The 12,677-nt window shown below is 66.4% G+C and carries 16 protein-coding genes; 8 read left to right on the top strand and 8 right to left on the bottom strand.

The annotated features are described in order from the left end of the window. Positions 1 to 51 precede the first annotated feature (51 nt). The gene (locus BO1_RS14825) at positions 52 to 312 is read right to left on the bottom strand and encodes a hypothetical protein (RefSeq protein WP_028218213.1); all 261 of its coding nucleotides are present in this window, start codon (positions 310 to 312) and stop codon (positions 52 to 54) included. Positions 313 to 605: 293 nt separating this feature from the next. Here BO1_RS14825 and BO1_RS60210 point away from each other — a divergent pair, with 293 nt between their 5' ends. Genes BO1_RS60210 through BO1_RS14810 form a run of 3 tightly spaced genes read left to right on the top strand, consistent with a single transcriptional unit; the run spans position 606 to position 2,420 of the window. Beyond that, the gene (locus tag BO1_RS60210) at positions 606 to 812 is read left to right on the top strand and encodes a hypothetical protein (RefSeq protein ID WP_043284936.1); all 207 of its coding nucleotides are present in this window, start codon (positions 606 to 608) and stop codon (positions 810 to 812) included. 2 nt (positions 813 to 814) lie between these two features. After that, a complete protein-coding gene (locus BO1_RS14815) occupies positions 815 to 1,783 on the top strand; it encodes a M23 family metallopeptidase (RefSeq protein ID WP_043284933.1) in 969 nt (322 codons plus the stop codon). A gap of 22 nt (positions 1,784 to 1,805) precedes the next feature. Next, complete coding sequence (locus BO1_RS14810; RefSeq protein ID WP_028218211.1) at positions 1,806 to 2,420, top strand: BPSL1445 family SYLF domain-containing lipoprotein; 615 nt, start codon at positions 1,806 to 1,808, stop codon at positions 2,418 to 2,420. A 90-nt stretch (positions 2,421 to 2,510) separates the two neighbouring features. Here the strand turns inward: BO1_RS14810 and BO1_RS51170 are convergent, their stop codons facing one another. After that, positions 2,511 to 3,296, bottom strand: a complete 786-nt coding sequence (locus tag BO1_RS51170; RefSeq protein WP_043284931.1) for a DNA/RNA non-specific endonuclease — start codon at positions 3,294 to 3,296, stop codon at positions 2,511 to 2,513. A 343-nt stretch (positions 3,297 to 3,639) separates the two neighbouring features. Further along, complete coding sequence (locus BO1_RS14800; protein ID WP_028218210.1) at positions 3,640 to 3,999, bottom strand: DUF3564 domain-containing protein; 360 nt, start codon at positions 3,997 to 3,999, stop codon at positions 3,640 to 3,642. 353 nt (positions 4,000 to 4,352) lie between these two features. On the opposite strand from BO1_RS14800, the gene BO1_RS14795 reads away from it, so the two are divergent. The 3 genes from BO1_RS14795 (at position 4,353) to BO1_RS14785 (ending at position 6,933) form a co-directional block, all read left to right on the top strand. Then, complete coding sequence (locus BO1_RS14795) at positions 4,353 to 4,775, top strand: rubrerythrin family protein (protein ID WP_028218209.1); 423 nt, start codon at positions 4,353 to 4,355, stop codon at positions 4,773 to 4,775. Between the two features lie 141 nt (positions 4,776 to 4,916). Beyond that, positions 4,917 to 6,266 (top strand): heterodisulfide reductase-related iron-sulfur binding cluster, encoded by a 1,350-nt coding sequence (locus BO1_RS14790; protein WP_028218208.1) that lies wholly within the window; start codon positions 4,917 to 4,919, stop codon positions 6,264 to 6,266. Between the two features lie 85 nt (positions 6,267 to 6,351). Then, positions 6,352 to 6,933, top strand: coding sequence for a DUF3501 family protein (locus BO1_RS14785; protein WP_028218207.1), 582 nt, complete (start codon positions 6,352 to 6,354; stop codon positions 6,931 to 6,933). A 25-nt stretch (positions 6,934 to 6,958) separates the two neighbouring features. Here the strand turns inward: BO1_RS14785 and BO1_RS14780 are convergent, their stop codons facing one another. Beyond that, positions 6,959 to 7,420 carry a GNAT family N-acetyltransferase gene (locus BO1_RS14780; protein WP_028218206.1) on the bottom strand — a complete coding sequence of 154 codons (462 nt, stop codon included), beginning with the start codon at positions 7,418 to 7,420 and terminating at the stop codon, positions 6,959 to 6,961. Between the two features lie 50 nt (positions 7,421 to 7,470). Next, a complete protein-coding gene (locus BO1_RS61140) occupies positions 7,471 to 7,728 on the bottom strand; it encodes a hypothetical protein (protein ID WP_028218205.1) in 258 nt (85 codons plus the stop codon). Between the two features lie 91 nt (positions 7,729 to 7,819). Between BO1_RS61140 and pdxR the strand changes: the two genes are divergently transcribed. Together pdxR and BO1_RS14765 are read left to right on the top strand one after the other, a co-directional pair. Further along, complete coding sequence (gene pdxR, locus BO1_RS14770; RefSeq protein WP_028218204.1) at positions 7,820 to 9,307, top strand: MocR-like pyridoxine biosynthesis transcription factor PdxR; 1,488 nt, start codon at positions 7,820 to 7,822, stop codon at positions 9,305 to 9,307. Between the two features lie 179 nt (positions 9,308 to 9,486). Next, a complete protein-coding gene (locus BO1_RS14765; protein ID WP_084687969.1) occupies positions 9,487 to 9,840 on the top strand; it encodes a hypothetical protein in 354 nt (117 codons plus the stop codon). A 28-nt stretch (positions 9,841 to 9,868) separates the two neighbouring features. Here BO1_RS14765 and BO1_RS14760 read toward each other — a convergent pair whose 3' ends face one another. From BO1_RS14760 to BO1_RS57530, 3 genes are all read right to left on the bottom strand, one after another. Continuing rightward, positions 9,869 to 11,173 carry an NAD(P)/FAD-dependent oxidoreductase gene (locus tag BO1_RS14760; protein ID WP_028218202.1) on the bottom strand — a complete coding sequence of 435 codons (1,305 nt, stop codon included), beginning with the start codon at positions 11,171 to 11,173 and terminating at the stop codon, positions 9,869 to 9,871. Beyond that, a complete protein-coding gene (locus BO1_RS14755; RefSeq protein WP_028218201.1) occupies positions 11,173 to 12,465 on the bottom strand; it encodes an NAD(P)/FAD-dependent oxidoreductase in 1,293 nt (430 codons plus the stop codon). Before BO1_RS14755 ends, BO1_RS14760 begins: the two co-directional genes overlap by 1 nt. Before the next feature lie 60 nt (positions 12,466 to 12,525). Beyond that, positions 12,526 to 12,677 (bottom strand): DUF3138 family protein (locus BO1_RS57530; protein ID WP_156992263.1); only part of this gene is annotated, 152 nt, incomplete at its 5' end.

The raw sequence follows: 12,677 nt of genomic DNA, 5'->3' as shown, positions 1-12,677 counted from the left end.
TGGCGCGCGCCGAGTTGCCGGCTGTCGTGCGGCGATCGGTTGGCGTCGCGATCACTTAAACGGATTGTCGACGACGCCGGGCTTCGCGTCCGGCTCTTCCTTGACCTGCGCGGGCAGGTGCGGATCGGCCTGCAGTTTCGCGACCACGCTGTCGAGCGCCGCCTTCAGCGCGAGCGCGGCGGCGAGGCCGCGCTTGTCGCGCGTGAGTTCGAGCGTGCCCGAGAGCGTCACGCGCGTGGTGCCGTTCGTGAGCGTGAGTGCGTCGCCTTGTACGTTCAGGACGTCGTCGTCGTTTGCGTATGCGTCGAACACCTTGAGTTCCTCCTTGAGCGTGATGCGCCACGGCGCGAGGCCGCGCCGCGCGGGCTCGCATTATAAGAAGCGGCCCGCCACGTCATCAATTGTCATCGCAAAATCCGGTGCACTCCGGATCCGGCGCGCGTGAATGTGAAACCCGGGTCACGGGGGCCGCGCCGCACACCGTTCACCTTGACGTGAATCAGAACCGGCACGCGAATCTGCTGCACTTCGCGGCAAACCCATGATCATGACGCACCTGCGCCGCGCGGCGCAGGTATTCCAGCAGGTCGAACAAGGAGCGCGTCATGGGAATTCTAGACAAGGGCGCCGGCATTGCCGCCGTGGCCACCGTCGAGGCATGCAGGCAACTCAACCGCCAGGCGTCGCCGCTGGCCGGCGACAGCGTTGCCACGAGCGGTCGCGGCGACCCGCGCGGTCGGGCGCGAGCCGCGCGCGCCGAAACGAAGCCGCACGAAGCGGGCGCGACCCGCGCGGCCGGCCAGCGAGTCTGACGATGCGGACTTTGCGTTTCCCGCTTGCGCAGCGCGCATGCGCCATGTCGATCGCCGTGGCATCTGTTTTAATGCTCGGCGCCTGCACGGTCACGCCGTGGCAGTCGTCCGCGCAACGCGGCGACGACGCCTCAGTGGCCGACAGCGCGGCCGCCGCGTCATTGACTCCCCCGACCGAAACGCCGATCGAGACGCAAGTCCCGGTCGTCGTTGCCGAAGTGCCTGCGTCCAGCGCGGCCGCCGATTTTTATCGCGTCAAGGCCGGCGACACGCTCAACCGTATCGCCGCCGCCCACAAGCAACGCGCCGCCGATATTGCCGCCTGGAACAAGCTGCCGGCCTCCGGCACGGTGAAGGTGGGGCAACTGCTGCGTGTGGCGCCGCCGGCGAAGGGGCTTGCGACTGCGCCCGCAGCGGCACCAGCGAAAAGCGTGGCCGCTTCCCCTGCGGCCCCGGCAATCGCGCCTGCGACGTCCGCCTCATCGGCGCCTGCTGTTGTATCCGCTAGCGCGCGTGCTTCTTCAACGCCTTCCGCCACTGCGCCTGCGGCTTCGGCCTCGACCAAGCCCGCGCCCGCGCCGGCCGCCGCCGCGCGCGCCAACGCCCGCCTCGCCTGGCCGGTGAGCGGCAGCGTCGTCACGCCGTTCGCGGCGGGCAAGTCGCGCAGCATCGTCATCGCGTGCGCGCCTGGCGCGCCCGTGAAGGCTGCTGCCGCGGGCCGCGTGATGTACGCGGGAAGCGGCATGAAGGGCTACGGCAAGCTCGTCATCGTCAAGCACGACGCGCACCTGATCACCGCCTATGGCCGCAACGGCAGGCTGCTCGTGAAGGAGGGCGAAACCGTGAAGCTCGGCCAGCAGATCGCCACGAGCGGCGCGGACGCCGCGGGCGTGGGCGCGCTGCTCTTCGAAGTGCGCGAGAACGGCAAGCCCGTCGATCCCGTCGCGCAACTGCCGCGCAAGCAGCCATAGTTGAATGGGAGTGCGAAGCAAAATGAACAGAAGACGATTTCTCGCGGCCGGCGGCAGCGCCGCATCGCTGGCGGTGCTGGCGGGACTCCCAGCGCTGAGCGCTTGCACGGTGACAGGCTCCGGCAGCAGCGGCAACGCCGCTGAAGCCGCACAAGAGAACGCGCGCCGGCGCCGCGAGATCGACGCCGATGTCGATGCGGCACTCGAGCGTCTCTATGGCACGGTGAACGGCTCGCGCGAGCTGATCGGCAAGTCCAGCGCCGTGCTCGTGTTTCCCGACGTGGTCGGCGCGGCCATTGGCGTGGGCGGCCAGTACGGACGCGGCGCGCTGCGTGCCGGCGGCCGCACGGTAGGCTATTTCAGCACGACGGCCGGCTCGTTCGGCTTCCAGATTGGCGCGCAGTCGCGCGCCGTCTACTACGCCTTCATGACCCAGGGCGCCTTCGAACGCTTCAAGCGCAGCAGCGGCTGGAAGGTGGGAGCGGACGCCACCGTCGCGCTCGTGAAGATGGGCGTGAACGGTCAGGTCGATACCTCCACGGCCGTCAATCCGATCGAGGCCTTCGTGCTCACCAACGCCGGCCTGATGGCGGGTGCCTCGCTCGAAGGCTCGAAGGTCTCCCGGCTGGATCTGTAGTGGCGGGGGGCGCTTCGATCATCGAGGTCATGCGGGCGAGGCGGGCGCGGCGCGCGAGTGTGTCGCGCCTCACCTCACTTTCGCCGATTCTTACCAGCCCCATTTGCGCACGGCAAACGCGCGCCCGTTGAACGACACTTTCGTTTGCGCGGCCACGCTCGCGGGAATCCCCGGGAACGCAATGCCGCTTTGCGCTTCGAGATCGCGCACCGAGCGGACCTCGTAGCGATCGGCGCTCGCGTTGTCGGCCACGATGGCGAACGCGAGCTGCTGCGAGGGCACGTACACCACCTTGAAAATCTGCGTGGGCACCAGCACGCGCGACGCGCCGATCGTCTGCAACTGTGCGCCCGAGAAGAGCGGGCCGGTCACGACATAGGCGTCGCCGTATTTCGTCGCGAGCTTGCGCACCGCCGTTTCGATATGCGACCACAGGCGCTGATTGTTCTCGCGGTTCTGCGGCACCACGTTGGCGAGCGAGAACGATTCGGCCATGGCCTGCGGGTTCCAGCGATTGCCCGCGGGACTCATGTGACCACGGTCGAAGCCGCTGCGCTTGTAATCGGCGAGCGTCGCGCCATCGCCTTCGGGCAAGCGGTCGTCTTCGAAGAACCGGTTCGTGCGCGTCATGTCCTTCGCGGCTTCGAGATGGTCGCGCGTGATGTGCTCCGCCGACCAGAGCGGCCCATGTGTGACACCCGAGTGCAGCACCACGTAATCGGAATAGCAGAGCATGTGCGTCTTCGGCGCCATGCGCTGGTTGGTCAGCGTGGGGAACTGGCCGTCGGGAACGAATTGGGCACAAGCGGGTGCGGCGGGTGCGGCGAACGCATGGCCGGCAAGGGCCATGGCGAGGCAGGCAAACAGCTTCTTCATCGGCAAATCAGCGAGTCGGGAATGGCCAGGGAACACACAAGGCGCGCGTGTCATGCGCGCCGTGTCGCGTTCCTGAAAGGACATGAAAGGGCGTGAAAGTATAGCGGGCGCGATCGCGCGCGGCCACATCGAACAGAGGCCGCATGGAGTGCCGATTGAGACGCCGAGCGCGATGACGCCAGCGCACGCCGATCACGCTCGCCTGCGATGCGAGTGTTCACTCACGCGCCGCGCGTGCGTTCAACGCGCGCGCACCAAAACAAAGCGGCGTCGCCAAAAGGGCGACGCCGCATCATGGGAAGAGGGACGGAATGAATAAACGCGCCGGCGTGGCGCGGCGCCGTCAGCCTGCGAACAGCGCGTTTTCGGCGTGGACCATCTGCCGGTCCACGGCCTGCAGACGCCATTGACCTTCCATCGGCGCGTGCGAGGTCTCGCACGACCACGTGGCGTCACCGTGTGCCGAGCTGATCTCCTGGCGGCGGTTCACGTGCAGGCCGCGCAGGGTGCAGAGGGGGGAATCGTCGAGCGGCGCGCACAGCGCCGTTACACCGTTTGCATCGCGCATCTCGCCCCATGCAGGGAGGTCGATGCCTTCGTGCGACTCGCGCGACCAGCGTTGCTGGTCAGTGTCGAGCCAGAGCACGGCATAGTCATGGTTGACGGTCGGGTCAGGGCCGTTGATCAAAATGGTCAATCGCATGTGAGCTCCGAAAGGGCTTCGAATGGGCGCGTCGGGCGGGGCGCGCGAATCTGGCCGAAGTATTAGTGTAGGACGTATGGAACTGGGTTCAAGGCGTTAATTCTTATATTGAGACAGGCTCTCTGTATGCGCTGGCCACATAAGGGTTCCCGCGCGTGCGGCATGGCGTCGCCCCGCGGCCGACCGGCCGGTTAGTCGACGGGCTATCGGCGGGATTGAAAATCACAATTGGGAACGCAAAGGACATTTCCTAGATTGATAGAGCGGCGTAGTCCGCACTCGTGTCCTGCTGCACCGCACGAAGATGCGCAGCGCCGCGTCCCCCCAAATCCGGAAGATTGAAGGAGGCATAGATGGCACAGCTCAAAGGCTCGAAGACGGAACAAAATCTCAAGGACGCCTTCGCAGGCGAATCGCAGGCGAACCGCCGCTACCTCTATTTCGCGGCCAAGGCCGACGTGGAAGGCCAGAACGACGTCGCCGCGCTGTTCCGCTCGACCGCCGAAGGCGAAACCGGCCACGCGCACGGCCACCTCGAGTATCTGGAAGCCGTCGGCGACCCGGCCACGGGCCTGCCCTTCGGCAGCTCGCGCCTGAACCTGCAGTCGGCGATCGCGGGCGAAACGCACGAATACACCGATATGTACCCGGGCATGGCCAAAGTCGCGCGCGACGAAGGCTTCGACGAAATCGCCAACTGGTTCGAGACGCTCGCGAAGGCCGAGCGCAGCCACGCGAACCGCTATACGAAGGCGCTGGAAGTGCTGGCCGACTAGGGCCGGCCGCATACGGCCTGCGCGCGCGTTCGCGCAGCGCCTGCACGCCGCGCGCGGATGCGCCCGCGCGCGTGCGCTCGTGCGTGTCGCCGCGCGAACGCTCCCTTATAACCAGAAGAAACAACTAGAACTGGAGACGTCATGCCCCACAAGGAAGGCAGTCTCGAAGCGCCGACTCGCCACCCGCTCGACTGGCGATCCGACGCGTTCTACGACCAGGCGCAGCTCGATACCGAGCTCGCCCGCGTATTCGACATCTGCGCGGGCTGCCGGCGATGCGTTTCGCTGTGCGGTGCGTTTCCCGCGCTGTTCGATCTCGTCGACGAAACCGATAGCGGCGAAGCCCACGACGTCGACAAGGCCCAATTTCCGAAAGTGGTCGACCAGTGCTATCTGTGCGACCTCTGCTACATGACGAAGTGTCCCTATGTGCCGCCGCATCCGTGGAACGTGGATTTCCCGCACCTGATGCTGCGCGCGAAGGCCATTCACTACCGCAACGGCGAGGTGCAGCTGCGCGACCGCGTGCTCTCGAACACCGACGCGCTCGGCCATCTCGCGGGCATTCCCGTGGTTACGCAAACCGTCAACGCCGTGAACGGCACGAAGGCGATGCGCGCCGTGATGGAAGATGCGCTGGGCGTGGACCGCCACGCTTGGCTACCGTCGTTCGCCACGCGCAAGTTCCGCAGCGCGGCGCGCAAGGCCACGGCCAGCGAGGTGCGTGACGGCGAGCGCACGCCGGGCAAGGTCGCGATCTACGCCACCTGCTATGTGAACTTCAACGAGCCGGGCATCGGCCACGATCTGCTCGCGGTGCTCGATCACAACGCCATTCCCTACGTGCTGGTGAAGAGCGAGGCGTGCTGCGGCATGCCGCTGCTCGAGCAGGGCAACCTGGAGGGCGTGGCGAAGAAACAGGCCGCGAACATGCCGGTGCTCGCGCAGTACGCGCGCGAGGGCTACGCGCTGCTTGGCGCGGTGCCGAGCTGCGTGCTGATGTACAAGCACGAGCTGCCGCTGATGTTTCCCGACGACGCCGACACGCGCGCCGTGAGCGAAGCGTTCTGGGACCCGTTCGAGTACTTCGTGGCGCGCAATCGCGACGGCCTGCTCAAAACCGATTTCCGCACGCCGCTCGGCAACGTCTCGTATCACGTGCCGTGCCACGCGCGCGTGCAGAACATTGGCCGCAAGACCTCCGACCTGCTCTCGCTCGTGCCCGGAACCAAGGTCAACGTGGTGGAGCGCTGCTCCGGGCACGCGGGCACGTTCGGCGTGAAGAAGGAGTTTCACGCGATGGCGATGAAGATCGGCACGCCCGTGTTCAAGCAGATGGCGCAGGGCGAGCCCGATTTCATCTCCTCGGATTGCCAGCTCGCGGGACATCACATCGAGCAGGGCATCGAAGAGAACAAGCTCGGCAAAGCGCAGGGCGGCCCGCCGCTTGCGCATCCGCTCACGCTGCTGCGCCGCGCTTACGGAATTTGATGAGGATAACCCCATAAATTGGCTCCGGCGTATTGGGCCGGGCCGAAATGTTCACGCCGCCGTTTTCACGCATGAGGCACACTTGATGACGATCGCAAGAAACTCGCTGCTCTCGCTGGAAGCCTATGCAAAGCAGCGCACCGAGATGCGCAACCGCATCATCGAGCACAAGAAGCGCCGCGCCGTGGCGCTGGGCAATCACCTGACTTTTCTCTTCGAGGACGAAGCGACGATCCGCTATCAGATCCAGGAGATGCTGCACATCGAGAAGATCTTCGACGAAGAGGGCATCCAGGGCGAGCTCGACGCCTATCTGCCGCTCGTGCCGGAAGGCAGCAACCTGAAGGCGACCCTGCAGATCGAGTACGAAAACGAAATCGAGCGGCGCGCGGCGCTGGGGCGGCTCATTGGCATCGAGGACCGCGTATTCCTGCAGGTGGGCGGCGAGCCACCCGTCTACGCGATCGCCGACGAGGACCTCGAGCGCGACAATGCGGAGAAGACCTCGGCCGTGCACTTCGTGCGCTTCGAACTCACGCCGGAAATGAAAAAGCGCCTGCGCGAGGGCGCGGCGCTCACGATCGGCTGCGATCATCCGAACTATCGCGTGCCGGACCAGATCATCGACGGCGAGGTGCGCGAGTCGCTCCTGAGCGACCTGCGATGAGGGCGCGCTTGAGGCTGCCTGGGCCTCACACGTTCTTGCGGTACATGACGAAGCCCGGCTTCTCGGCGACGCCGTCATAAAGGCGCATGGCCGTGTGATTCGTCTCGTGCGTGTGCCAGTAGACGCGCTCCGAGTTCGCAGCCTTCGCGTGCGCATAGACCGCTTCGATCAGCGCGCGGCCCACGCCCTTGCCGCGCGCGTCCTCGCTCGTGAAGAGATCCTGCAAATAGCAGATCGGGCCGTCGAGCGTGGTGCTGCGGTGATAGAGGAAGTGCACGAGGCCGACGACGCGCTCGCCTTGCAGCGCGAGGAAGGCATGCATGGGTTCGTAGCCGTCGAAGAAGCGCGTCCAGGTGGTCTGCGTGAGCGCCTCGGGCAGCGCGGTCGGGCCGAAGCGGCCATAGAAGCGGTTATAGCCGTCCCAGAGCGGGCGCCATGCGTCGTAGTCCGCGGGCGTGACGGGGCGTACGTGGATCGTCGGGCTCAAATTCGTTCTCCTTGGGTTCGTAGGTTCGCATCGGCGCCGACGCCCTGGCGTCAACGCTTTGCCGCACAATCGGTCAGTGTCTCGAGTGCCTGCTCGCGGCGCCTTGCATCCTGCGCGTGCAAGGCGCTCGCGGCATCGCCCGCACAGGCGCGGTACGCGTCGCGCGCGAGCGCAGCCGGGTCCGCACGCCAGTACGCCAGCGCCGCAAGCACGAACGCGATGACGATCACGCATGCAGTGCGCGCGCCGGCGTAACGCCGGCCAGGCGCGGTTCGCGCGCGGTGCGAGGCGGTCCGCGTGATCTCCATGTCATTCTCCACTCGAAGACAGGCGTCAGCGTAAGCGTTTTGTGGCACCATTGTTAGTCCCACTCAAGCCACAAAACATGGAGCCACGAGATTGGACTACGCGCTGATGATGGCGGCTTACGAGCGCCGTGCGCGCGCGAGCGCGTCGCGACGGCTCACGCAACAGGACTTGCTCTACGAGAGCCTGCGCCGCGCAATTCTCGACGGCGATATCGTGTGCGGCACGCGCCTCGCTTCGAGCCGCACGCTGGCCGAGGAGCTGGGCATCGCGCGCAATTCGGTGCTCTACGCGTATGAGCGGCTCGTGGAGGAGGGCTTCGTCACGGCCACGCGCCATGGCTCCATCGTCAACCACGTGAAGCCTGCCGCTGCGCAGCCAGCCGCGCGCGCGGAGCCGCGCGACGACACCAGGCGTCTGCTCTCGCGCCGCGTGCGCGAGCTGCCGCCACGCCGCGCGTCGGGCGACGCGGCAACGGCGCTGCGGCCCGGCACGCCCGCGCTCGATGCCTTTCCGCTCGCGCAGTGGCGCACGGCGGTGGAGCGCGCCATGCGCGAGGTGGACGCGAGCGAATTGGGCTATGGCGACAGCGCGGGCCTGCCGGCGTTGCGCCATGCCATCGCGCAATACGTGCGCGTCTCGCGCGGCGTGCGCTGCCAGCCCGACCAGGTGTTCATCACGGACGGCACGCAAACGAGCCTCGATCTTTGCGCGCGCTTCTTCGCGGACGCGGGCGAGCGCGTCTGGATCGAGAACCCCGGCTACATGGGCGCGCGCGTGACGATGCTGACTGCCGGGCTAACGCTCGTGCCGGTGCCCGTGGATGCGGCGGGCATGGCCGCGCGCGAGGAGGACTGGCGCGAGGCGCCCCCGCGTCTCGTGTATCTCACGCCCTCGCATCAATATCCGCTCGGCTGCGTGCTGAGCCTGGAGCGGCGGCTCGCGCTGATCGAGCATGCACGCGCGTGCGGCGCGTGGATCATCGAAGACGATTACGACAGCGAGCTGCGCCACGACGGCCCACCGCTGCCATCGATCCAGGGCCTCGCGGACGATACGCCCGTGATCTACCTCGGCACCTTCAGCAAGACGCTCTTTCCGGCGCTGCGCATCGGCTTCATGGTCGTGCCGCGCCAGGTGGCGGCGCAGGTGGCGACGGCGCATCGCACGCTCATGCGTCAGGGCCGCGTGGCCGAGCAGGCGGCGCTGGCGGACTTCATCGAAAGCGGGCGCTATGCGCGGCATCTACGCCGCATGCGCAAGCTCTACGAAGCGCGCCGCGATGGGCTCGTGGCTGCAATCGAGAAGCATCTGGCGGGGCTCATCACGGTGTCCGCCGACGCGGGTGGCATGCACCTGAGCGTGCGCCTGGACGCGCCGCTTGCCGACGTGAACGTGAGCGAGGCAGCGCGCGCGCATGGCCTCGCGCTTTCGCCGCTCAGCGCGTTTTGCCTTGATGGCCCGGATGGGTGGGAGCCAGTGCGATACAACGGCTTTCTGCTCGGCTATGCGGAGGCTACTCCGGAGGCGTCGGATGCGCTCATGGCGACGCTGGCGGGGGTGTTGCGGTCGCTGCTTTAGCGGACAAGGGACTCCCCTGTCTTTCGATTCGAACGCGGCGAGGTTTCGCGCGGCGGCTTCCTGATTCACGGTGACAGCACTGCACACCCCGGTCAAGCGTCCAATGGTTGCATCATTGAACGAATTGCGGTTCGCAGCCAAATCTGGGGCAGCGGCGATCATATTCTAAAGGTTGTTCAATGATGCGAAAGCTCCTTGCAGTTTTTCTGGCTCTACCCGGAGCGTGCTTTGCCGGGCTACCCACCGGACTACCCTGCGCAAGTTGGCCGACCAATGTCGCTGAGGTCAAATTGCAGAATGCCGGTATCGTGAAAATTACCCAGTTGGACGAATCGAAGACAAAGGCGATCCCAGTTGCTATTCAGAAGATCGGGAAGGACCTCTATAGGCAAGTTTTCGATATCGTGCTTCATGCAAAGGCGGGCGAAGAGTTTCACGTCATGACCGTAAACAATGCTTCATCACAGGAATGTTCGATGAGTGACGTGGACGTGTATCTGGTCTCCCGAAAATTTGATGCCCAGGTGCCGTGATTCTCAGTGAATGTGGGGGGGGCGTCCTTCAGAACATCTCCATCACCCGGTGATACATCATGCCGATCTCGAGTGCGGGCCTGCGCCATGCGGGCCCGCCCGGGAAACGCGCATGACGTACGCGCGAAAACAGCTCGAACGACGCTCGCTCGCCGGCAATGGCCTGCGCGACCACACGCCCGGCAATGCCCGTGAGCGCCACGCCGTGCCCCGAAAAGCCCTGCACGTAGTAATAGTTCGGATCGACGGCGCCGAAGTCGGGCGCGCGATTGCGCGTGACGTCCACGAAGCCGCCCCACGCGTATTCCACGCTTACGCCTTCTAGCTGCGGAAACACGCCGGTCATGCGCTGCTTCATGGCCTCGGTGAGCTGCGTGGGCGCGGCACCCGTCGAATCGGCGCGGCCGCCGAACAGCAGGCGGTCGTCAGCGGAAAGGCGGAAGTAGTCGAGAAAGAAATTGTTGTCGCAAATGGCTGCGCGACCGGGAATCAGCGCATCGGCGCGCGCGCGTCCGAGCGGCTCGGTTGCGATAATGTACGAGGCAATGGGCGCGATGCGCGCGGCCACGGGCGCAGGCAGCACGCCGCCCGGCGCGGCGTTGCAGCACGACACCGCGAAGCGGCAGCGCACCTCGCCGCGCGCGGTTTTCACGACCGGCCGCGCGCCGCGCACCACGTCGAGCGCGCGCGAGTGCGCGAAGAGCTGAGCGCCTTCCTTGCGCGCGGCATCGGCCAGACCCAGACAGTATTTGAGCGGATGCAGGTGCCCCGAGACGGGATCGTAGACGCCCGCCAGATAGCGCTGCGAATTCACACGTGCGCGCGTGGCATCCGTGTCGAGCCATTCGAGCTTGTCGTAGCCCCAGCGCGTGCGCGCGGCGTCCATCCATGCACGCAGGTCGGGCACGCGCTTCGGTTTTGTCGCGACCGTCATGTAGCCCGGCGTGAAATCGCACGCGATGCCGTAGCGCGCGATGCGCTCGCGCACCAGGGCCACGCCCTCGATGGACAGCGCCCACGCCGCGCGGATGCCCTGCTCGCCAAGCTGCTTTTCGAGCACCTCGTCTTTGGCGAAGCCCACGAGCGTCTGTCCGCCATTGCGCCCGGACGCGCCCCAGCCGGGCCGGTGCGCGTCGAGCACCACGACCGAGAGCCCGCGTGCGCGGCACTCCAGCGCCACCGAGAGGCCCGCGAAGCCCGCGCCGATCACGCACACGTCGGCCTCGATCGCGCCCTCGAGCACGGGGTCGTCGTCGGCGGGGCGCGTGGCAGTGGCTTCGTAGTACGAGTGGCGGGCGAGCACGTCCGCCTGGGCGTCGAGGTCGAGTGTCATCAGAGCAGATCCTTCATTCGATACCAGGCCATCGCGAGCACGAGGGCCGGGGTCCGCAGTGTAGCGCCGCCGGGGAAGTCGCGGTGGCGGATCTTTCCGAACAGGTCGAAGCGTGCGGCCTGGCCGTGAATCGCGTCGGCGATCAGCGTGCCTGCGAGGCCCGTGGTGTTCACGCCGTGCCCCGAAAAGCCCTGCGCGAAATACACGGTGGGCGAGAGGCGGCCGAAGTGCGGTGCGCGGTTCATCGTGATGTCGACGAAGCCGCCCCACGCGTATTCGACCTTCACGTCGGCGAGCTGCGGGAACGTCTTGAGCATGTCGTTGCGCATCGCCTCGCCCAAATTGCGCGGCGCCAGCTTCGAATAGCTCACCTTGCCGCCCCACAGGAGGCGTGTGTCGGGCGCGGGGCGGAAGTAGTCGAGCACGAAGCGGCTATCGCAGACGGCGGCCTGCGCCGGCATCAGCGTTGCCATGCGCGCGGCGCCGAGCGGTTCGGTCGCGATCACATAGGTGCCGACCGGCATGATCTTGCGCGCGAGCTGCGGCGCAAGCGCGCCGAGCCAGGTGTTGCACGCGAGCACGACGAACTTCGCGCGCACCTGGCCCTGCGCCGTCTCGATCGTATGGCCGCCGTGCTCGTCGCGAATGCGCGTGACCGCGCTGTTTTCGAAGATCTGCACGCCCGCGTCGCGCGCCGCGCGCGCAAGGCCGAGCGTGTAGTTGAGCGGATGCAGATGCCCGCTATCGGGGTCGTAGAGGCCGCCCGGATAGCGCGCCGATTTCACATAGTGGCCCACGCCGGCGCCATCGACATAACGGAACCGCTCGTAGCCGAAGCGCTTTGTCGCTTCGTCGCGCCAGCGCTTGAGTTCGTCCACGTCGCGCGGCTTGTTCGCGGCGGTGAAGTAGCCGGGCGTGAGCGCGCAATCGATCTTGTGCCGCGCCACGCGCGACTTCACGATGTCGAGCGTTTCGAGGCCCATCGCCCAGATCTGCTTGACCTCGCCCTCGTTCATGAATTGCGCGAACGTGTCCATGCCGCACGCGAAGCCGCCGATCAACTGGCCGCCGTTGCGCCCGCTCGCGGCCCATCCGACTTTCGACGCCTCGAGGAGCGCGACGCGATAGCCGCGTTCGGCGAGATTGAGCGCCGCCGAAACACCAGTGAGACCCGCGCCGATCACACAGACGTCGGCATCCAGCGTGCCTTGCAGGGCGGGGTGGTGAATCGTGTCGTTGACGGTGGCCGCGTACCACGACGGCGCATGAGGCTGATTGGCGAATTTGAGCATAGAGGGAGCGTACAAAAAATGCGGGCGGCGGGGTGTAACCCGCCGCCCGCGGCGTACCCGTTAGAACGAGTAGATGAACTGCGCGCCCAGCAGGTCGTTGCTCTTGCTGTACGAGCCGTCGTCGCGCAGGAACACCTTCTGCGTGGCCCAGTCGTGACGATATTCGACCTTCACGGTGATCTGCTGCGTCGGATAGAACAGCAGATCGAGCG

Source organism: Paraburkholderia oxyphila NBRC 105797 (assembly GCF_000685075.1).
Taxonomy (GTDB): Bacteria; Pseudomonadota; Gammaproteobacteria; order Burkholderiales; family Burkholderiaceae; genus Paraburkholderia; species Paraburkholderia oxyphila.
The sequence above is the reverse complement of the archived record's forward strand: the minus strand, read 5'-3'. Positions and strand labels throughout refer to the sequence as shown.